The sequence below is a fragment of the Myxococcales bacterium genome (genome assembly GCA_016720545.1).
In the GTDB taxonomy this organism is placed as follows: Bacteria; Myxococcota_A; Polyangia; order Polyangiales; family Polyangiaceae; genus JAAFHV01.
Genome location: JADKKK010000001.1, coordinates 926203 through 946055 on the forward strand (window position 1 = coordinate 926203; position 19853 = coordinate 946055).

12 protein-coding genes and 1 pseudogene are annotated in these 19853 nt (G+C 70.6%); 9 read left to right on the forward strand and 4 right to left on the reverse strand.

Annotated elements, in window-relative coordinates; genetic code table 11:
• From rpoC to IPQ09_03870, 3 genes are all read left to right on the forward strand, one after another.
• Positions 1-4251, forward strand: coding sequence for a DNA-directed RNA polymerase subunit beta' (gene rpoC, locus IPQ09_03860; GenBank protein MBL0193357.1), 4251 nt, complete (start codon positions 1-3; stop codon positions 4249-4251).
• Between the two features lie 859 nt (positions 4252-5110).
• Positions 5111-5476, forward strand: coding sequence for an endonuclease domain-containing protein (locus tag IPQ09_03865; GenBank protein MBL0193358.1), 366 nt, complete (start codon positions 5111-5113; stop codon positions 5474-5476).
• Positions 5477-5615: 139 nt separating this feature from the next.
• Complete coding sequence (locus tag IPQ09_03870; protein ID MBL0193359.1) at positions 5616-6989, forward strand: hypothetical protein; 1374 nt, start codon at positions 5616-5618, stop codon at positions 6987-6989.
• A 28-nt stretch (positions 6990-7017) separates the two neighbouring features.
• Here IPQ09_03870 and IPQ09_03875 read toward each other — a convergent pair whose 3' ends face one another.
• Complete coding sequence (locus IPQ09_03875) at positions 7018-7608, reverse strand: Uma2 family endonuclease (GenBank protein ID MBL0193360.1); 591 nt, start codon at positions 7606-7608, stop codon at positions 7018-7020.
• 208 nt (positions 7609-7816) lie between these two features.
• Here IPQ09_03875 and IPQ09_03880 point away from each other — a divergent pair, with 208 nt between their 5' ends.
• The 6 genes and pseudogenes from IPQ09_03880 to IPQ09_03905 all read left to right on the forward strand — a co-directional run bounded on the left by IPQ09_03880 (position 7817) and on the right by IPQ09_03905 (position 12556).
• Positions 7817-8035 (forward strand): hypothetical protein, encoded by a 219-nt coding sequence (locus tag IPQ09_03880; GenBank protein ID MBL0193361.1) that lies wholly within the window; start codon positions 7817-7819, stop codon positions 8033-8035.
• Positions 8036-8371: 336 nt separating this feature from the next.
• The gene (locus tag IPQ09_03885; protein MBL0193362.1) at positions 8372-9463 is read left to right on the forward strand and encodes a PAS domain-containing protein; all 1092 of its coding nucleotides are present in this window, start codon (positions 8372-8374) and stop codon (positions 9461-9463) included.
• 231 nt (positions 9464-9694) lie between these two features.
• Positions 9695-10060: a roadblock/LC7 domain-containing protein gene (locus IPQ09_03890; GenBank protein ID MBL0193363.1), complete on the forward strand. Its 366-nt coding sequence runs from the start codon at positions 9695-9697 to the stop codon at positions 10058-10060.
• Between the two features lie 15 nt (positions 10061-10075).
• Positions 10076-10833, forward strand: a pseudogene (locus IPQ09_03895) (FprA family A-type flavoprotein).
• On the forward strand, positions 10833-11897 hold the full coding sequence (locus tag IPQ09_03900) for a response regulator (GenBank protein ID MBL0193364.1): 1065 nt from the start codon (positions 10833-10835) through the stop codon (positions 11895-11897). Before IPQ09_03895 ends, IPQ09_03900 begins: the two are co-directional and overlap by 1 nt.
• Positions 11894-12556 (forward strand): OmpA family protein, encoded by a 663-nt coding sequence (locus IPQ09_03905; protein ID MBL0193365.1) that lies wholly within the window; start codon positions 11894-11896, stop codon positions 12554-12556. Before IPQ09_03900 ends, IPQ09_03905 begins: the two co-directional genes overlap by 4 nt.
• 781 nt (positions 12557-13337) lie before the next feature.
• On the opposite strand, the gene IPQ09_03910 is transcribed toward IPQ09_03905, so the two are convergent.
• The 3 genes from IPQ09_03910 to IPQ09_03920 all read right to left on the reverse strand — a co-directional run bounded on the left by IPQ09_03910 (position 13338) and on the right by IPQ09_03920 (position 19852).
• Positions 13338-15179 (reverse strand): hypothetical protein, encoded by a 1842-nt coding sequence (locus tag IPQ09_03910; protein ID MBL0193366.1) that lies wholly within the window; start codon positions 15177-15179, stop codon positions 13338-13340.
• Positions 15176-18586, reverse strand: a complete 3411-nt coding sequence (locus IPQ09_03915) for a VWA domain-containing protein (GenBank protein ID MBL0193367.1) — start codon at positions 18584-18586, stop codon at positions 15176-15178. The genes IPQ09_03910 and IPQ09_03915 overlap by 4 nt, the downstream gene beginning before the upstream one ends.
• Positions 18587-18700: 114 nt before the next feature.
• Positions 18701-19852 carry an AAA family ATPase gene (locus tag IPQ09_03920; protein MBL0193368.1) on the reverse strand — a complete coding sequence of 384 codons (1152 nt, stop codon included), beginning with the start codon at positions 19850-19852 and terminating at the stop codon, positions 18701-18703.
• Between the last annotated feature and the right edge of the window lies 1 nt (position 19853).

A 19853-nucleotide genomic window follows, 5' to 3' on the forward strand; every position in this document is an offset into this window, starting at 1 on the left:
ATGCGCGACATCTTCTCCTTCTTCGAGAAGCCCAAGGATCCGCTCTCTTTTGCGGCGATCCGTATCTCCCTCGCGTCGCCTGAAAAAATCCGCGAGTGGTCGCACGGCGAGGTCAAGAAGCCCGAGACCATCAACTACCGCACCTTCAAGCCGGAGCGCGATGGCCTCTTCTGCGCCAAGATCTTCGGACCGGTGAAGGACTACGAGTGCAACTGCGGCAAGTACAAGCGCATGAAGCACCGCGGGATCGTGTGCGAGAAGTGCGGCGTCGAGGTCATCCAGAGCAAGGTGCGCCGCGAGCGCCTCGGCCACATCAACCTGGCCACGCCGGTCGCGCACATCTGGTTTCTGAAGAGCCTGCCGAGCCGCATCGGCAACATGCTCGACATCACGCTGAAGGACCTCGAGAAGGTCCTCTACTGCGAGGCGTACATCGTCATCGATCCGAAGGAGACCGGCCTCGACCGCGGCGAGCTCCTCTCGGAGGACCGCTACATGCAGCTCCTCGACGAGTACGGCGACGACAAGTTCTCCGCCGGCATGGGCGGCGAGGCCATCCTCGAGATGCTCAAGCAGATGGACGTGCACACCCTCTCGGAGACCCTCCGACAGGACATGCGCTCGGCCACCAGCGAGGCGAAGCGCAAGAAGGTCGTCAAGCGCCTCAAGGTCACCGAGGCCTTCCGTGACTCGGGCAACCGCCCCGAGTGGATGATGCTCACCGTCATCCCGGTGCTCCCGCCGGACCTCCGTCCGCTCGTCCCGCTGGACGGCGGCCGCTTCGCGACGAGCGATCTCAACGATCTCTACCGCCGCGTCATCAACCGCAACAACCGCCTGAAGCGGCTGCTCGAGCTGAACGCGCCCGAGATCATCATCCGCAACGAGCGCCGCATGCTCCAGGAGGCGGTCGACGCCCTCTTCGACAACGGCCGCCGCGGCAAGACCATCACCGGCCCGAACAAGCGCCCGCTCAAGTCGCTCAGCGACATGCTCAAGGGCAAGCAGGGCCGGTTCCGCCAGAACCTCCTCGGCAAGCGCGTCGACTACTCGGGCCGCTCGGTCATCGTCGTCGGCCCCACGCTCAAGCTGCACCAGTGCGGCCTGCCCACCAAGATGGCGCTCGAGCTCTTCAAGCCGTTCATCTACAACAAGCTCGAAGAGCGCGGCTACGTCAACACCATCAAGTCTGCGAAGAAGATGGTGGAGAAGGAGCGCCCCGAGGTCTGGGACATCCTCGAGGAGGTGATCAGCGAGCACCCGGTCCTCCTGAACCGCGCGCCGACGCTCCACCGCCTCGGCATCCAGGCGTTCGAGCCGGTCCTCATCGAGGGCAAGGCCATCCAGCTCCACCCGCTCGTGTGCGCGGCGTTCAACGCCGACTTCGACGGCGACCAGATGGCCGTCCACGTGCCGCTCTCGGTCGAGGCGCAGATGGAGGCGCGCGTGCTCATGATGAGCACGAACAACATCCTCTCGCCCGCCAACGGCAAGCCCATCATCAACCCCACGCAGGACATCGTCCTCGGGCTCTACTACGCCACCCGCGAGCGCAAGTACGCGAAGGGCTGCTACCGCGAGGGCGCGCTCTCGGTGGACAAGAAGGGCCACGTCGAGGGGCACCTCCGCGGCGTGTTCTCCTCGCCCGAGGAGGTCCGCATGGCCTTCGACAACGGCGAGGTCACGATCCACACGCAGATCCGCGTGCGCGTGATCGACCCCGGGACGAACCAGCGCATCATGGTGAACACCACCGTGGGCCGGTGCCTCATCTCCGAGGTGCTCCCCGAGGGGCTGAGCTTCAGCCTGGTGAACAAGGCACTCGACAAGAAGGCCCTCACCGCGCTCATCGACGCCTGCTACCGCAAGCACCGCAACAAGGCGACGGTGCTCCTCGCCGACCGCCTGCGCAGCCTCGGCTACGAGTACGCGACCAAGTCGGGCTCGTCGATCTGCATGGATCACATGGTCATCCCCGACGCGAAGAAGGTCCTCCTGGGCGAGGCGCAGGACGAGGTCCAGCGCGTCGTCGACCAGTACCAGGAAGGCCTCATCACCGACGGCGAGCGCTACAACAAGGTCGTCGACATCTGGGCCGGCGTCGCCGACAAGGTCACGCAGGAGATGATGCTCGTCATCGGCAAGGAGAAGGTCACCGACCCGGAGACCGGCAAGGAGAGCATCGAGCCCTCCTTCAACCCGATCTACATGATGGCCGACTCGGGCGCTCGTGGCTCGACCCAGCAGATTCGACAGCTCGCCGCCATGCGTGGCCTCATGGCCAAGCCCTCGGGCGAGATCATCGAGCAGCCGATCACGGCGAACTTCCGCGAGGGTCTCAGCGTCCTCCAGTACTTCATCTCGACCCACGGCGCTCGTAAGGGCCTCGCGGACACCGCGCTGAAGACGGCGAACTCCGGGTACCTCACCCGCCGCCTCGTCGACGTCGCGCAGGACGCGGTCATCACCGAGTTCGACTGCGGCACCCTCGACGGCATCCGCGTCACGCGCCTCGAAGACGCGGGCGAGGTCATCCAGCCGCTCGGCGACCGCATCCTCGGTCGCGTCACCCTCGAGGACGTCATCGATCCCCTCACGGGCGAGGTGCTCGTCGCGGCGAACACCGAGCTCGACGAGGCGCTCGTCACGCGCATCGAAGAGGCCGGCATCGAGGAAGTGGTCATTCGCTCGGTGCTCACCTGCGTCACGCGGCGCGGCGTGTGCGCGAAGTGCTACGGGCGCGATCTGGCCCGCGGCTACAAGGTCAACATCGGCGAGGCGATCGGCATCATCGCGAGCCAGTCGATCGGCGAGCCGGGCACCCAGCTCACGATGCGCACGTTCCACATCGGCGGCGCGGCCGCTCGCGGCAAGATCGAGCAGTCCTCGCTCGAGGCGCGCAGCGAGGGCCACGTGCAGATCCGCAACGCGAACGTCGCGACGAAGAACGACGGCACCGTCAGCGTCATGAACCGCCACGGCGAGATCGTGATCGTCGACGACTCCGGGCGCGAGCGCGAGCACCACCGCCTCGTGTACGGCGCGGTGCTCCGCGTGAAGGAGGGCGACAAGGTGAAGCCGGCTCAGCTCCTCGCGGAGTGGGACGCGTTCGCCATGCCGATCCTCACCGAGGTCGCGGGCATCGTGAAGTTCGGCGACATCGTCGAAGGCGTCACGATGGTCGAGCGCCTCGACGAGGTCACCGGCCTCTCGCGCAAGGTGATCATCGAGTCGCGCGCCGCCGAGGTGCGCCCCCGCATCACCATCAAGAACAAGGACACCGGCGAGACCCTCAGGCTCCCGAACTCCACCCTCGAGGCCCGGTACCTCCTCCCGGTCGGCGCGAACATCGTCGTCCAGGACGGGGACATCATCGAGGCCGGCGAGGTCATCGCGAAGATCCCCCGCGAGACCACGAAGACCCAGGACATCACGGGCGGCCTCCCCCGCGTCGCCGAGCTCTTCGAGGCCCGCAAGCCGAAGGACCACGCGATCATCGCGGAGATCGACGGCGAGGTCTCGTTCGGCAAGGACACGAAGGGCAAGCGCAAGGTCATGATCACGCCCTTCGCGCACGACGGCACGCAGCTCGTCGATCAGGCGCGCGAGTACCTGATCGCCAAGGGCAAGCACGTGCAGGTGCAGCCGGGCGACCGCGTCCGCGCGGGCGAGCCGCTCATGGACGGCCCCTCGAACCCCCACGACATTCTGCGCGTGAAGGGCGAGAAGGAGCTCGCGGCGTTCTTGGTGAACGAGATTCAGCAGGTGTATCGCCTGCAGGGCGTCGCCATCAACGACAAGCACATCGAGGTCATCGTTCGCCAGATGCTCCGGCGCGTCCGCATCAAGGACGTGGGCGACACGAATTTCCTGATCGACGAGCAGGTCGAGAAGCACGTGTTCGAGCGGGAGAACCAGGCGGTCATCGAGCGCGGCGGCAAGCCGGGCATCGCGGAGCCGCTGCTGCTCGGCATCACCAAGGCGTCGCTCTCCACCGAGTCGTTCATCTCGGCGTCGAGCTTCCAGGAGACCACGAAGGTGCTGACCGAGGCCGCCATCAACGGCAAGACGGACACCCTCCGCGGGCTCAAGGAGAACGTCATCATGGGCCGCCTCATCCCGGCCGGCACGGGCCTCACGGCCTACAAGTCGCTGAACCTCATCGTCGAGGGCGGCGAGACCTACGAGCGCCCCGCGCCCCCGCCCCTGCCGCGCGCGCCCGAGTCGCTCACGGCGGTGAACGAGGAGTAGGAAGCAGCGGGTCTTCGGACCCTCACGACGGGCCCCATGTGCGAGAGCACGTGGGGCTCGTTGGCTTTTTTCGGGAGTAGGGGCGCCCCCACCCGTCCCGCTGCGCCGGCCCAGAGGGGTTGCCCCCACCCGTCCCGCTGCGCGGGCCGGCCTCCCAAATCGGACGCTGCGCGTCCTCAGGGGGAGGCGGAGAGGGGCGTGGGTTGCCGCTGGCGAGTGTGGCCGCGTTGCCCCCCCGTCCCGCTGCGGGCCGGTCCTCCCAAATCGGACGCTGCGCGTCCTCAGGGGAGGCGGAGCGGGGCGGGGGGGGCTCGTGGTCGCTGGCAGGCTACCGGGGCTCATGGCTTGTCGCATGTTGCTTGTGTGGCTTCGCGTGTGCCCCCCACCCGTCCCGCTGCGCGGGCCGGCCTCCCCCAAATCGGACGCTGCGCGTCCTCAGGGGGAGGCGGAAGGGGGCGGGCGTGCTGGCTTGGGGTGGGGGGGGGGGGCGGGGGGGGGCGGCGCTGGCCCGCTTTGGGGGGGGCCGGGGGGGGGCCGCGCGCCCGGCGCGCGGGACGCGCGACGAGCCGCGAAACGCGAGACGCGACGCACCACGAGCCCCCCCGAGACGCGCGACGCGACGCGACTCGAGCCGGCTCCCCCCCGGCGGCCCTCGACGACCCGCGTGGTCACTCCGCAGCGAAGTCACGGCACGCCCCGAAAGCACGGCGCCCTCGGCGGCGGGGAGGGCCGGCTCTGCGCCGACGCGAACGTTCCGCGCCAGCGGCGGTGAGTCACGCGCGGCACGCACGCGCCGCTGTCACGCAACCTTCGCTCAGGGGCTCAAAGCCGGCTCTCCCCGCCGCCTCACGAGGTCCCCATGCGCTACGGATTCGTCACCACCGCGTACACCTTCTCCACCCTGCGCCCGCGGGCGCGGGACATGCGAGGCGCGCCCACGCCCACCGAGGCGCTCTTGTGGGGCGCGCTCCGGCGCGGGCAGCTCGGTGTGCGCTTTCTTCGTCAGGTGGTCCTCGGGCGGTTCGTCGCTGACTTCTACGCGCCCTCGGCGAGGCTCGTCGTCGAGGTGGATGGGCCGGTGCACGCAGGGCGCCGAGCGTACGACCGGCAGCGCGACGCCGCGCTCGCCGCCCGCGGCGTGCGCACGCTTCGGGTCGAGGCATGGCGGGTCGAGAGTGAGCTCGCGGCGGTGGTGGCGGGGATTCGTGGGGCGCTGGGCAAGTGACTCCCTCCCTCGAGGTCGTGTCGGCCAGCGCGTTACGGGCGCTCCCGCGTCGCTCACCGCGCGTCAGCAAAGGCCTCGGTCCCAGCCTCAAAAGAGAACCTCCTTCGCCTCCGCGGCCTGGAGTGAGAGAGTGAACCCGATGTCTGTCCCGACGTACGACACGTTCATCGGCCCGCTCCTCAAGCACCTCGCGGATCGGTCGCGAGCATCGAGTGGCGCGATGATCCCCGATACCTACGAGGCACTCGCCGACGGGGCAGGCCTGTCCGAAGACGATCGGGCCGAGATGCTGCCGAGCGGCGCGCAGGCGGTCTACAAGAACCGCATCGGGTGGGCGCACGATCGGCTGAAGCGGGCAGGGCTCTCAGGTAGCCCGCGTCGGGGCGTCTGGCAGCTCACGGCGGCGGGTCTTGCCCTCGCCAAGAAGTACGAGCGCCTCCCCGCGACCGAGGTGGAGCGCATCGCGAGCGCCGATCGCACTTCCCGCGTGAAGTCGCGAAACGCCGAAGCAGCCGAGGACGAATCGCCTACTACGTCCGTGACCGTCGCGACCGCGCCACCTTCCACGCCCACGGTCCTTGCGCCTCCGCCTCGGGAGAGTCCTGAGGAGCGCATCGAAGCCGAGGACATCCCGAGCCGGGCGCGTGCTCGCCGTCGAAGTGGATGGGCGCCGGGCGCCTTGCGTTCGACGCGCAGCGCGTGTCTCAATCCCATGGTGCGCGCGACCAAGGCCCCCGCGATTCTTCCGTGGCGAATGATGCAGGAGGTCCGCACGCGCGACAAGGGGTGGGCACCTTCCACCGCCCAGCTCGCTTGGTGCGGGCGAGTCCAGCTCCTGCGGACATCACTGTCGATCGAGCTCGAGCTGGTGTTCGACTGGCGGTGCCGTCACCTCATCTTCATCAACTCTCGGCCGTCGACCGCGAGCGCGCTGTTGCTGGACACGCTGCGCACGGCCGGATTCGATATTTCCGATGGATCCGCCTCCCGTGAGCTTCCCCACAGCCGCGCCCTCGACGCCGAGATCGCGTGGATTCAGCGCACGTCGCGCCGCCACGGGGAGCTGCTTGCGCCGCCCGCTCGACGCCCCAAGCTGGGGAAGCCTGCGCTCGCGAGCGCGACTGCGCGCTGCCCGTTTCGGCGCGCTGCGTTCACGCGGGCCGCGCTCGTCCCCGGCTGGAACACCATGCACGCGTTCGCGGGGCGCACCTCGGCGCGTCCGATGCTTGGCCTCGAGGGCTGGAGGGTGCAGGCCTTCTGCTCGGCGTCGGTCGATGAGGACGGCGAGCGCCTCGAGCTCCTCGTGATCCTCTACGCCACCGAGCGCCCGACGAAACGGGAGGCGTCGCGGGCAAGCGCGCGCCTCTCCGCCACGCTCGCCCCGCTTGGGTTCGAGGGCGGAGCTCGGCGGAGCAACAACGGGTGGTGGGGGTTCTTCCAAAAGCCGTGTGCGACGCTCCAGGAGGCGCGACGCGATCGGCGTCGGTTGGATCGGGTCCTCTTTGCGCGATGAGCTGTTCGCGCGCGCAGCGGCCTTCCTGCTACTCCGCGGCGTCCCCCTCGACGTCGAAGGCCCCCTCGTAGAGGGCGTCGAGCGCGATTTGCGCGCGGTTGCTCAGCACGAGCGTCCCACCGGGCTCGTGAACGCGGTAGGTCCAAGCGCCGCCGGGGGCGTGTGCGTCGCGCTGGAAGTGCTCGACGCGCACGCGGTCTTGGGCCACCAGGACGTAGTCTGTGAGGGAGGCGATGCGCTGGTAGGCTTCCCACTTGCCGCCGCGATCGTAGCGCTCGGTGCTTCGCGAGAGCACCTCGACGACGACGCTGGGGTTGACGAGCGACTCGCTGCTTGTCTGGACGCCCCCGCACGCCACGACGACGTCGGGGTAGACATAGCGCTCCCCCTCGACGACGGAGACACGTTGATCGGAGGAGAGCACATGGCAGCCCTTCCCGCGGAGGGTCGCGTGCAATGCGGCCGTCGCGCTCGCGGAGAGCACGTTGTGCCGAGGGCTGCCGCCTGCCATCGCGAAGACCTCGCCGTGGTGGTACTCGTGTTTTTCCCGCTGATCGCGCTCCCACGCGAGGTAGGCCTCGGCGGTCATGCGGGTCGCGTCGCGCTCGGCGTGGGCCATGTCTCGAAGGTAGCGTGGGGGCTGCAAGCGGGCCAGGGGGCGGTGAGGTCCGTCGCGCTACCGCCCGAACGCGGCCGTCGTGACCCTCGTGACGCCCATCATGTCGACGCGCTCGCCGCCAGAGCGGAATGGCCCTCGCGCGGAAGGGTCGCGCGGGGACACGGGTGCGCGCCGCCCTGGTTGGCGCGCACGCCGCTCCGCGCTCGCGATGACGGCCTCGAGCGGCACGTTCGTCGGAAGCGCGCCGGGGTGGGGCGAGCCGTGGTCGCGCGCACGCCTCGCGCACGTCGAGCAGGACGCGAGCGGTTGGCGCACGTGGCTCGTCGACGAGAGCGGCTCCCCTATCGACGAGGCCGACGTGCAGCGCGCGCGGCTCTCGATCCCGCTCCCTAGCTGCCTAGCCCGCACCGAAGCGAGCCCCGTGTGAAGCACAACTTCATTAGGCAGTGGAGTCGTGCGCCTCCGCTTCACGGATCACATTAGGCAGTGTGCGTCGCTCGCCACGACCTCGCGGCCTCCTTCGTCAGTGCTCGGAAGCCATGAGGGCCACGCCGGACACCGCTGAGGCCGGGTCCCGAGGACCTCGCCAGAGATGGGCCAACCAGCTCATCGCGAACGTATTGCGCGCAATCGCCTCGCGTGTGCGCAGCTTCTGCACGCCACGCCGAAGTCAGAATCGGACACCACCATCCGAGACATGTGAGGAAGAAGGCCGCGCGGCGCACTCCGTCGCGTGGGCACGAGACGTGCAACCTCCCTCGGCGTGGCAGCATCGGTTCACACGTGGGTGCTCGAGAGTCTCGCCGCAGGCGTGCTCGTCGTTGGATCCGACGGGCGGATCGACTACGCGAACGAGGCCGCCGCGAAGATCCTGCGGCGGTCGACGAGCGACCTCTTCGGGGGCGCCGTGTCCGAGGTCCTCGTCTCGCTCGCCGAACTGGTGCGCGGGACCCAAGCGCGCGAGGCGCAGCGTGAGGTCACCGTGACCTTGCACGACGGCTCGACCACTCTCGTCGGGTTCTCTGTCAGCGGCCCGAGCGCGGAGGGGGCGTGGACCGTACTCTTCCAGGAAATCACCACGGTCCTCGAGCTTCGTCGCGAGCGCGATCGGCTCCTCCAGATGGCCGCCCTCGGGGATGCGCTCCCCTCCATCTTGCACGAGCTCCGAAACCCCCTCGCCGCGGTGACGAGCGCGCTCGAGGTCCTCGTCGAGGAGACCGAAGACCCCATAAGCGAGCAGGCCCACACCATCTTGTGGGAGGTGCGGCGCATGAACCTCACGCTCCAGGGCGTCGGCGGCCTCGCGCGGCCGATGCACGCGGACAGCCACGTCGCGGTGGATCTCGCGGTGTGCGAGGCGTGCCGCATCCTCGAAGGCACCGCCGAGCGCCGCGGCGTCCGACTCACCGCCGAAGTGCCGACGTTGCCGCTCCTCCCGCTCGACTGGGGTGTGGTGAGCGGGGTCGTGTTCAACCTGGTGAAGAACGCGATCGAGGCGTGCGACGACGGCGACGACATCGTGGTACGCGCGAGCCTGGAGGCGGACGACACCTTCGAGCTCTGCGTGTCGGACACGGGGTCTGGCATGACCGCAGACGTCCTCGAGCGCTGCCGGGCGCTCTTCTTCACGAGCAAGCAGCGCGGCTCGGGGATCGGCCTCGCGCTCTGCCAGCAAATCGCCGAGTCGTCGGGGGGCCGCCTCGACATCGAGAGCAGCGCAGGCGGGGGCACGAAGGTCACGCTGTCGGTGCCGCTGTACCCGAGCCGCGCCTCGGTCGTGTCAGGTGCGTGGCCTCTGGAGCGGTCGAACTCCCCCAGGGCACCAGCGGGGGAACGAGGGAGGGATGGGCCATGACGGTCGCAGGCGGACAACGCCTGGTTGGCGCGTCGATATCGCTGCCAGCGCGCCGGGCACGAAGGGGGGACGACGCGAGGAACCGGGAGGTGGTTCCGCGGCCATCTAACTTAGATTGCTTGTGTTCAGTGGAGCGCGACGAGCGTCCGTGGACGTTGGTCGCAGAGTGGTGTCGAAGCCGCGCTTGGCGAGACACAAGAGCCAATTCATGCCAGCGGAAGAGGGGTGAACATGTCGCGAGTAGACAGTCTTAATCGTGTCTTGCGGGGTCTCCAGAGCTCGTCTCCAGACGTCGAGGCCAGCGCGCTCATCTCCGAGGACGGGCTCATGATCGCGAGCGCCCTGCCTCAACACGTCGACGAGACCCGCGTGGCCGGGATGAGCGCGACCCTCTCCAGCCTCGGAACGCGCGCCGCGACGGAGCTGGAGCGAGGCGAGGTCCAGGAGGTGCTCGTTCGAGGCACCAATGGGTATGCGGTCATGATGGCGGCGGCTTCGGGGACGCTCCTGCTCTGCCTCGCGAACAAGCAGGCGAAGCTCGGTCTCGTGTTCCTCGACATGCGACGGTCTGTCGACGACATCCGCAAGATTCTCTGAGGGAGGCCAGGCACCATGTCTCACGTCATCTTGTTCGACAACGGCACACACAAAAGCATCCTCCTCGAGGACTACGCGAGCGGAGGTATCGCGGTTCAAGCCAACCAGCACGTCATCGTCGACGGGGCCTCAGGCATGATCCTCGACACGGGCGGGCACAAGGTCTACTCGAAGGTGCTCGCCGCCACGACCGGGCTCCTCGGCCGAGCGAAGCTCGAGACCATCTTCCTCTCGCACCAGGACCCGGACATCGTCGCGGCCGTCAACGGGTGGCTGATGACCACCGACGCCACGGCCTACGTGTCGTCGCTGTGGACCCGGTTCGTCCGCACTTCGGGCTCGATCGCCTGGTCGAGTCACGCCTGCTCCCGATACCCGACGAGGGGACGACGTTGAAGCTCGGTGCGCACGAGATGAAGGTCGTTCCCGCGCACTTCCTTCACTCCGCCGGGAACTTTCACTTGTACGATCCGGTCTCGAAGATCCTCTACAGCGGGGACCTGGGCGCTTCGATCGGGCTAGACTACCGAGAGGTCACCGACTTCGACGCGCACGAGGCGTACATGCTCGGCTTTCATCGCCGCTACATGGCGAGCGGGCGCGCGCTGAAGGCGTGGGCGAAGCTCGCAAGGCAGCTCGACATCGACATCATCGCTCCTCAGCACGGCGCCCTCTTCAAGGGCAAGGCCATGGTCGAGCGCTTCATCTCGTGGTGCGAGTCGCTCGAGTGCGGAGTCGACCTCGTCGACACACTCTACGGCATCAAGGGCTAATGCCGCAGACTCGCCACATTCTCCTCGTCGAGGACGAGCAGACCCTGCGGCTCGCCATGGCTCGGGGGCTCTCCAAGCTCCCGGGCGTGAAGGTGTCCGACGCGGGCACGGTGAAGGAGGCGAAGCGCCTCCTCGTGGTCGTGTCGCCCGACCTCCTGATCTCCGACCTCGACCTCCCGGATGGCTCGGGCATCGAGGTCGCGGCGGAGCTCGAGCGCGTGGGCCTCCGCGTGCCCGTCGTGTTCGTGTCGGCGTTCGTCGGAAAGTACAGACATCGACTCCCGACACGCGGCGACGTCGAGGTGTACGAAAAGCCGATAGGGTTGGACCGCCTCCGCGCGGTCGTCGAGGAGAAGCTCGAGCTCGGCGATGCCGCGCCGAGCTCCCCCTTCGGGGTCGCCGACTACGTGCAGCTCGCGGGGATGGGGCGCCATTCGGTGGTCATCGAGGTGCGGTCGATGGGCGGCCAGGGCCGCCTCGTGATCAACGGCGGAGAGCTGTGGAGCGCCGAGGACCGGCTGGGCTCCGGCATGGACGCGCTCCGCAGGCTCGTGTTTCTGGGCGCCGCTCAGGTCACCTGTCGCACCCTTCGGAAGAAGGAGCTCCCGACCCGCGACATCGGTCGATCGGCCGAGAGCGTGCTGCTCGAGGTGGCGAAGGCGTTTGATGAGGCCGAGCGGGACTCGGCCAACGGAGATGCGGCCCTGGACGACGGGTGGGGGGACACGTTCGCCGCCCCCGCGGGCGCCCGGCGTTCGTCGCGTCCGCCGGGCGCGACCAAGTCGTGGCGCCCAGCCTCGGCGCGCCCCCCCGCGATGCGCGCACCCTCGGTCCGTCCGCCGCCGATGCGGGCGGCGTTCTCCGCGACCGAAGCCCCTACGAAGGAGTCTCCGAGGCACGACGCGGTCACGTTCGCCGCGGAGTTCGAGCGAGGCGTCGACGCGCTGCTCGCGAAGGACTATGCCGGAGCGTTCGTGGCGTTCTCGGAAGCCGCGAGGCTCTCTCCCGACGACCGACGCGTCGTCGCCAACCTCGAGCGTCTTCGGAAGATGGGGTTCTCGTGACGCCAGGGTACGCCGCGCGGTTCTTGGTCCTCGGGGAGGACCTCCCCCCGATCGTGGCCAGCGCGTTCTCAGTCGTCGGCATCGCGAGCGCGGCCGGCGCCTTCGTGGCGTGGACCCACGCGATGGGCGCCAACGTCACCGCGACGACGGCGGCGCCGGCCCCCAGCGCGCCGGCGCTCGCGCTCTCGTCCGCGCCGTCCGCGTCGGCTGCTCCCGGTTCCTCTCTGGCGCCCGCGCCCGCGGCGAGCGCGCCTGGGTCAGCCAGCGCGTCCGTCCCAGGTCTGGGAGTGAAGTGTCCCCCTCTCATCCTGGGTTTCAACACGGAATCGGTGTACCCATCTCACGCCGCGAATCCACCGCTGGCGCTCCTCGCGAAGTGGCTCGTCGCCCACCCGAACGCGACCGTCGTCGTGGACGGGCACGCAGACTCGAAGGGCTCCGACGAGAGGAACCTGCGCCTCAGCCGAAATCGCGCAGCGTTCATCGGCGCGACGCTGGTGGGCGCGGGCGCCCCGAAGGCGCGTATCACGATCCGAGCCTTCGGCTCGTACTGGCCCGTCGACGAGGCGCCCCCGGATGCCTCCTGGAATCGCCGCGTGGTCGTCCAGACCAAAGGGGACGAGTGTCCACGCGACAAGGAGGAGGTCGTCGAACCATGATGCCGCTCGCGTTCGTTCTCGTCGTCGTGGCCGTCGCCGCCCTCTTGACCGGCGGCTATCTCTTCGGCGCCCGCAGAGGACGCGATGCCAGAGCGGCCATCCTGGAGGAGAAAGACGCGCAGGCCGCGCGGGTCATCGCGCTGGAGGCCCGCCTCGCCGCGTCGGCGTCGCCGCACGACGATCGCGCCGAACGCGTGAAGGTCGAGCTCGAGGGCATGCTCGCGCCGCTCCTCGCGAACGCGAGGAAGGATCCGAGCGTCGACGTGCTGCGCCGAGAGATGCAGACCCTGAGCGACTCCGTGGCGGCGCGCGAGCGGAACAACGACTCGTTCCGCGACGAGATGCGCGGGCTCCTGTCGGGAGTGGCGCGCCAAGCGGCGAGCCCCGATCAACTGCAGAAGGACCTCCAGCGGATGACGTCGCTGCTCGCGCAGCGTGGGGACGGCGCCGGCGACGTGCGCAAAATGATGAACGAGCTCCTCGCGCCCATGCTCGATCGCGAGCGCTCCCTTCGTGAGCTCTCGTCGATACACGTCGGGGCGGGCGGTCTCGGGGCGCTGCCTGCGCTGCTCGACGCCATCGCGCAGAAGGCGGGGTTCTCGTCGGTCGTGCTGAGCGACGAGTCGGGGCTCCCGCTCGCCGCCAGCTCCGACGCGAGTGACGTCGAAGGGCTCGCCGGGATCGCGGCGTTCTTCCTCACTCTCGCCGAGCGCGCGGAGCGAGCCTCGCTCCCCCGGCCCCTGTCGTGCGTGGTCCTCGACGAGACGAACCGCACGACCCTTCATCGCATGTTCGTCGTCGGGCCCACGCGCTTCACCGTGAGCGCGGTGTCGCGCGGCCTCGAGGTCGGGCCGGGCGCGCTCGACCCGGCCCTGTCGCCGCTCGAGCAGGCCCTGACGCGTCGCGAGCCCTCGTGAGGTGCGCCGCCCTCAGGGGGAGGCGGAGAGCCAAGGGTCCTGTCCGCGGCGCGCAGGTAGGTGTGGAGCGCGAGCCAGGCGCGGGCGGTCGCTCGCGCCTCCGAGCGCGCGCACTTGGCTAGGTGCTCGAGCAGGTCTCCGCAGGTGCCGAGGAGCGAGGCGCGCAGCCGCGTGGTCTCACGCGCGAGCTCGGGGAGGGCGGCGCTCGGCAGGCTCTGTGCCCCGGCGAGCGCGAAGCGAAGCATCCTGCGCCGCGCTGGGTCGAGCGCCGCAGGGCGCGCTCTGGGGTCCTCGCCGAGCGGCGTCGCGGGGCCTCGCTCTTCGATGTCCCGGCCGGCGAGGCGGTCGTAGGCGAGCGAGAACCAGCGGCCGTCGTCGAGCTGGATCGCGATGGGATCGACCGCTGAGCCGTCCGGCGCCAGGCGACCCACGAGCCGGAGGTGGGCTCCCGCGCGGGTGAGGCGCTCCACGTTCTCGCGGTAGGCGAAGCGAGGCTCGTCGATCGGGAGAGTGAGCGGCAGCGAGCCACGGTGTTCGTCGAGCACGAGCCGCGCGGCCGCCGACGTCGAGAGACCCATCGTGCCCGACGCGAAGAGCAGCCCCTGCCGCTCTCCCCGATCCGCCCGCTCGAGCTGCGCGCCGAGCGGCTCCGCGAAGAGGCGCTCGACGAGCCCGGGATCGCGCGCCGCGGACACGCACACGGCGTCCGCTCCGGCCCCGAGCCTCCCCTCGGGCGAGACCCGCGCGTTCGCGAACAGGAGCCCCGCGTGAGCGGCCTCGCGGTGAGACAGCGAGACCTCGCCGAAGCGGAGCTGCGCGTCGTACGCGTGGAGGGCGCGATCGGCGTCGCCGGGCATGACCTCCTGGGCGCTGAAGACCCGCTCTCCGTCGGTGAAATAGGTGACGACTCCGGAGTAGCCCTTGCTGAGCACGGGCTCGCAGCCGAGGCCCGCGAGTCTCAACGAGCCGACCTCGCGGTAGGCGCGCCGCGCGAGGCCGCGCCACTCTCCGACGCCTCGACCGCTGCGCGCGTCCTCCGTCAGCCGCAGCGCCACGAGGAGCAGCTCGGCGAGCCGTGTCGCGGCCTCGTGGAGGCGAAAATCGGGACTCCCCTCGCGCGCGTCGCGCGCCGACTCGAACACGCCGAGCGCCGCCGACTCGAGTCGGAAGAGCGCGTCGCGGCGGCACGAGTGCACCACGCGCACGAGCTCTCCCATGCGGAGCGTCGACACGCGCGAGAGGCCGTCGGCGAGGATCCGCGCGCCGACTTCGAGGGCCTCTTCGGCCGTCGCGAGCTGCCTCGGCGTGAGCGCGTCCTCGGGCGACGAGGGCGCGGGTGGCGTGCTTGACGTGACTGACGTGGGAGTCCTGAGGGGGCCGTCGACCTCCGGTCCCGCCAGCTCGGCCTCGGCTGCGGGCTCCTCGGCGAGCGGGAGGACCGCGAGGACCGCGAGCAGGTGGAAGCAGCGGGGCTGGAGGAGACACGTGCAGGTTGCATCTTCCTGCCGCCGTACGGTGCCGCTCGTGAGCGTGACGGTCTCCTCTCCGGCCGCGACCGTGACCGACTCGCCGAACGTCCAGACCCACGCGTCGGCCGCTCGCGGGCTCGCGTCGAGCCTCTTCGCCACGCGCGCGGGCACGGCCGAGGTCAACGCGGCGAGGACGTCCGGGGCGACGTCTGGGCGGGCGCGCTCGGGGCCGCTCACGCCGTCCCTCGCAGACGCTCGCCGACCCACCGCGCGAGCTCGAGCGGGCTCAGCGCGGCGACGGGCATGCCGGCGGTGACGACCTGCTCGGCGATCGCGCGGTGGAAGCGCGGAGCGCTGCGCTCTCCGAGCGCCGCGAGCCCGAGCAGGCTGGCGCCTGCGTCTCGGAGGGCGCGCACCTCGGTGAGCAGCTCGGACACCGGCCCGCCCTCCTCGAAATCGGACACGAGCACGACGATGCTGCGCGAGGGCACGGTGAGGAGGCTCCGGGCGTGCCGGAGGCCTTTGGCGAGCAGCGTCCCGCCGCCGATGCGCACCGAGAGGAGCAGCTCGAGCGGATCGGCGGCCTGGAAGGACAGATCGACCACCTTGTCGCTGACCGCGAGAAAGTGCGTCGAGACCGCCGGGAGGTTGCCGAGGATGCCGGCCATCATCGCGCTGTGGAGCACGGAGGGCTCCATCGAGCCGGACACGTCGACGACGAGGACGACGCGCCAGTCGAGGCTCTTCTTCGCGCGCGCGCGAAAGGTGAAGCTCCGCGGAGCGAGGCGGAAGGTGTCACCCTCGAGATAGGCCGTCGCGAGGTTTTGATGAATGGTTCTCCGCAGATCCAATGGCCCAGATCGGCGCCGCGAAGCCCTCGGAGTGGCGAGCCCCGAGAGCGCCGGCGCCGTCCGCACCGCCAGCTCCTTCACCAGGGCCTCGACCACGCGCTTGGCGAGGAGCTTCAGGTGCACGAAGTCGCGGTCCGAGAGCCCGCCCTTCAGCGACAGGATCTGCTCGAGCAGCTCGATCGACGGCGTCACGGTCTCCGGGTCGAGCAGGGGCAACACGCCCGCCTGCCCGCCCGCCGCCGCGCGGCCGAGCACCTCCTCGCGGACCTGCTCGCCGAAGAGCTCGCCGAGCTCGTCTCCCCAGTCGCGCGCCGTCGGGAACGAAGGTCCGGTCCCTGCCCCGCCGCCGCGTGAGCCCTCTCCGTGTCCCTGGCCGTAGAGCTCGTCGAGGGCGCGCGCGTAGCGCACCGCGCTCGCGTCGAGGGCCGGTGACTCGCGTCCGAGCACGAGCCTCAGGCGGTCGTGAAGCGAGAGCCTCTGGCCCACGCGGAGCGGTCGTGGCGCGGTCGCGTGCGCTTCGAGCGCCGGGGTCTCTCCCGGTCTCGCGAGAGGTGCGCTCGTCACGCCTGCGAGGCCGAGCGCCTCGAGCGCGCGTCGCCCCGCGAAATCGGCGCGCGCGCAGGCCTCCAGGTCCAAAGCCGAGACGGCGAGATCGAGCGCGCCCGTCCCTGGAGCGTGCGCCTCGAGGACCTCCAGCAGGCGCTGACGATCGCCCGCCGACAGCACGTCGAACCCACCCCGGAGCGACGGGAGGCACTGCAAGAAGCGAGTGTCTTCAAGGCGGTCGAGGCCGTCGGTGATCTCCTCGGCGAAGCCCGGGTGCCCCTCGAAGATGGGCCCCGCGAGGAGCAGCGCTCCCCGCAGAGTGGCGGTGCGGGTCTTCGCGGCGTGGGCGTCGGTGCCTCGATCGAAGAGCGAGACGAAGGTCGAAAAGAAGCGCTCGGGAGGCTCCCCGCCCACGAGCACCCGCGCCGCCATGCCCGCGCCCACCATGAGCGGGCTGCCCTCCGTGGCGAAGGTCGTGATCGCGTGCTTCAGTGACGCGAGGTCCTGCTCCGCGAGGAGCCCAAGGAGCTCGCGGAAGGCGAGCACGTCTTGCTCGTTCTCCGAGCCGACCGCGCCAGCGAGCGCGCGCAGCGCGGCGAAGAGGAGCGCCTCGCGCTCGGTGCCCAGCGGCCTCCCGAAAACGCGCGCGGCCCCGTCGCCGCTGCCTCGAGGGAGGCCCGGCACGTGGCCGAGATCGATCCGGCCGACGAGCATCGTGGCCACCGCGAGCTGGGCGAGGCCCGCCGCCGGAACGAACGTGTCCGCGAGGCGGTCCAAGAGCTCGAAGGCGAGCCCGTGGAGGCCCGCGCTCGCGGCCCGCGCGAGGTGATCGAGCCAGCCCTCCGCGACCCCATTTCCAGCGGCCACGAGCGCCGCGAAGCTCCTCCGCAGGGTACCCTCGGCGGCCACCTCGAGCGTCGCCCCGAAGAGCCCCGCGATCTCGAGGCGCGCGGCGGTCTCGGGTGTGTAGCGCGCGGACACGCGCAGCGTGAGGTTCTCGACCTCGCCGCGCGCGCCGCCCGTCCCACTGCCGCGCCCGCGTCGCTCGGCGTACGGAACACCGCAGGCCTCGAGCTGGGCGAGCACGATCGCGCGCCTCCGATCGAGCGGTGAGCGCTCCGGATCCAGCGTCAGCTCCTTCGGGGTCTTCGGGCCCCGCTCGCCCGGGAGGCCGAGCTCGTCGAGCAGGGCCTCCACCGACACCGCGAGGCCGGCACGAGGCGCGTCGGCGGGGAGCCGGCCCCGCCGCTGCCCGACCAGCACCGCCTCGAGCGAGCGGGCGAGCGCGCGCCCTCGCCCGAGCGGCTCTCCTTGCGCCATCGCGGTCTCGATCGCCTCGAGGAGCTCGCGCCGCCCGGGCGAGCGGAGGCCCCGGAGCGTCGCCAGATCCTGCGAGAGGCGCGCGGCCTCGCGCACGTCGGCGAACGACGCGACGTGCCCCCTCCGGCGGAGATCGTGCGCGATGTCGACCAGCATCGGAGTGAGCGCGACGTCGAGCGTCTCGCCCGCCGAGAACGCCTCGAACGCGCGCTGCACGAGCGAAGGATCGCGGATCCCCGCCGGGTACCCCGAGCGCGAGTCGAGCAGCTCGAAGTCGTAGGGCACGAGCGCCCCGATTCGATCCGTGTACTCTACATGGTCCTCGAGCGCTCCTGGGGGCGCCTCGAGCACCGGCTCGGCGAGGAGCGCGTTCGCGTGGAACGCGCCCACCACCGCGCAGACACGCGCGCCCTTCTGGGCAGCGGCGCGCGCCACGCATGCCCGCATGTACGCCTCGCGCGCGGCGTCCTCGCGCGAGATGCCCCCGCCGTGGAGCGAGTCGGCGCGGAGGAGCCAGCCGAACGAGAGCGCGGCGCGCCGGAGCGCCTCGGGGCTCGTGGGGGCGCGGGCCTCGACCAAGGTGTCCCAGAGCTGCTCGACGTCGTCGCCGCCGTCGCCGTCCGCGAGTCGGTCGAGGAGGCTCGGGGACCCTCGCGCCTCCGCGGGCTCGGGCAGCGTGCGCGCCCCGACGGGCCGATCGAAAGCGGCGACCGGGACTCCCGCCTCGCGCGCCCAGCGGAGCGCCGCGAGCTCCGGCGAGAAGTCGGCGAAGGGATAGAACGAGAGCGAGCCGTCCGGCGCGGTCGCCGAGAGCGCCACCGGCGCGACGAGGTCGGGGGACGCGAGCCACGGCAGCCAGCCGCCCAAATCGGCGGGGAGCTCCACCAGCACGACCGTCGGGTCGAACGACGCGAGGATCGCGGGCATGGCGGCCGAGAGCGCCGCCGAGTGGTGACGCACGCCCACGAGGAAGGGCGAGCGTGACGCGGCGAGCGCCTCGGCGAGCGCGCGACGGGTCGAGCTCTGCGAGGTCCATCGCGCTCAACGCTCGAGGAGGCCGCGCAGCTCGAAGAGCGTCTGCCACACGCGGTCCTTGCGCTCTGCACGCTTCTTGACCGCGCCGTCCCAATACGCGAGCAGCCGCCCGTGGTCCTTGGCGTCGTCCTTGGTGACCACGCCCGCGAGGTAGCCCGGAACGAGCCCCAGGAGATCGCGATCGCTCGGCAAGAACGCCGCCGAGATGCCAATCGAAGAGGCCACGCTGACCGCCTCGGCGGTGCTCATGACCGCGCTCGGCTTCTCCACCGCGTAGCCCTCCTCGGTGCGACCGAGGCGCAGATCGCGGAACACCGTGACGATCGCCTCGAGCACCGCGTCGTCTACCGCGAGCTTCGTGTCGGCGCGCTCGAGGACGTGGGCGGCCCGCGCCCTCACGAGCGCGACCTCGTCGCGCGCGTCGGCGATCGGCGCCACGGTCTCGAAGTTGAAGCGCCGCTTCAGCGCCGCGCTCATCTCGGAGACGCCGCGATCGCGGAGGTTGGCCGTGGCGATGACGTTGAAGCCCTGCGCGGCGTGCTCCACGTGCGGATCGTCGCCCGACAGCTCGGGCACCGCCATGCGGCGATCGCTGAGGATGGAGACCAGCGCGTCTTGGACCTCGGGGAGACAGCGCGTCACCTCTTCGATGCGAGCGAGCGCGCCCTTGCGCATCGCGGTGAGCACCGGAGAGGGCACGATGGCCTCCTTGTGCGGCCCCTTGGCGAGCAGCAGCGCGTAGTTCCAGCCGTAGCGGAGCTGGTCTTCGGTGGTGCCGGCGGTGCCCTGCACCGTCAGCGCCGAGGTCCCCGAGATCGCCGCGGCGAGCAGCTCCGAGAGCATCGACTTGGCCGTGCCCGGCTCGCCCACGAGGAGGAGCCCTCGCTCCCCCGCGAGGGTGATCACGCAGCGCTCGACGAGCGCCCGTGAGCCGACGAACTTCGGGGCGATCACCAGGCTCTGCGGGACGGGCTCCTTCTTTTTGCTCGCGGCCCTAGCCTGAGGCGCGAGCTTCAGCGCCTCGCCCGCCGAGCCCATCACGAACGTGACGACGGCCCCCGCGGTGAGGCGGAACCCCCTCGGCCTCGGGCCGGCGTCCCAGGCCTCCAGGAAGCGGAGCTCGTCGTCGTAGAGGACCTCGGCGGGGGGCGCCTGCATG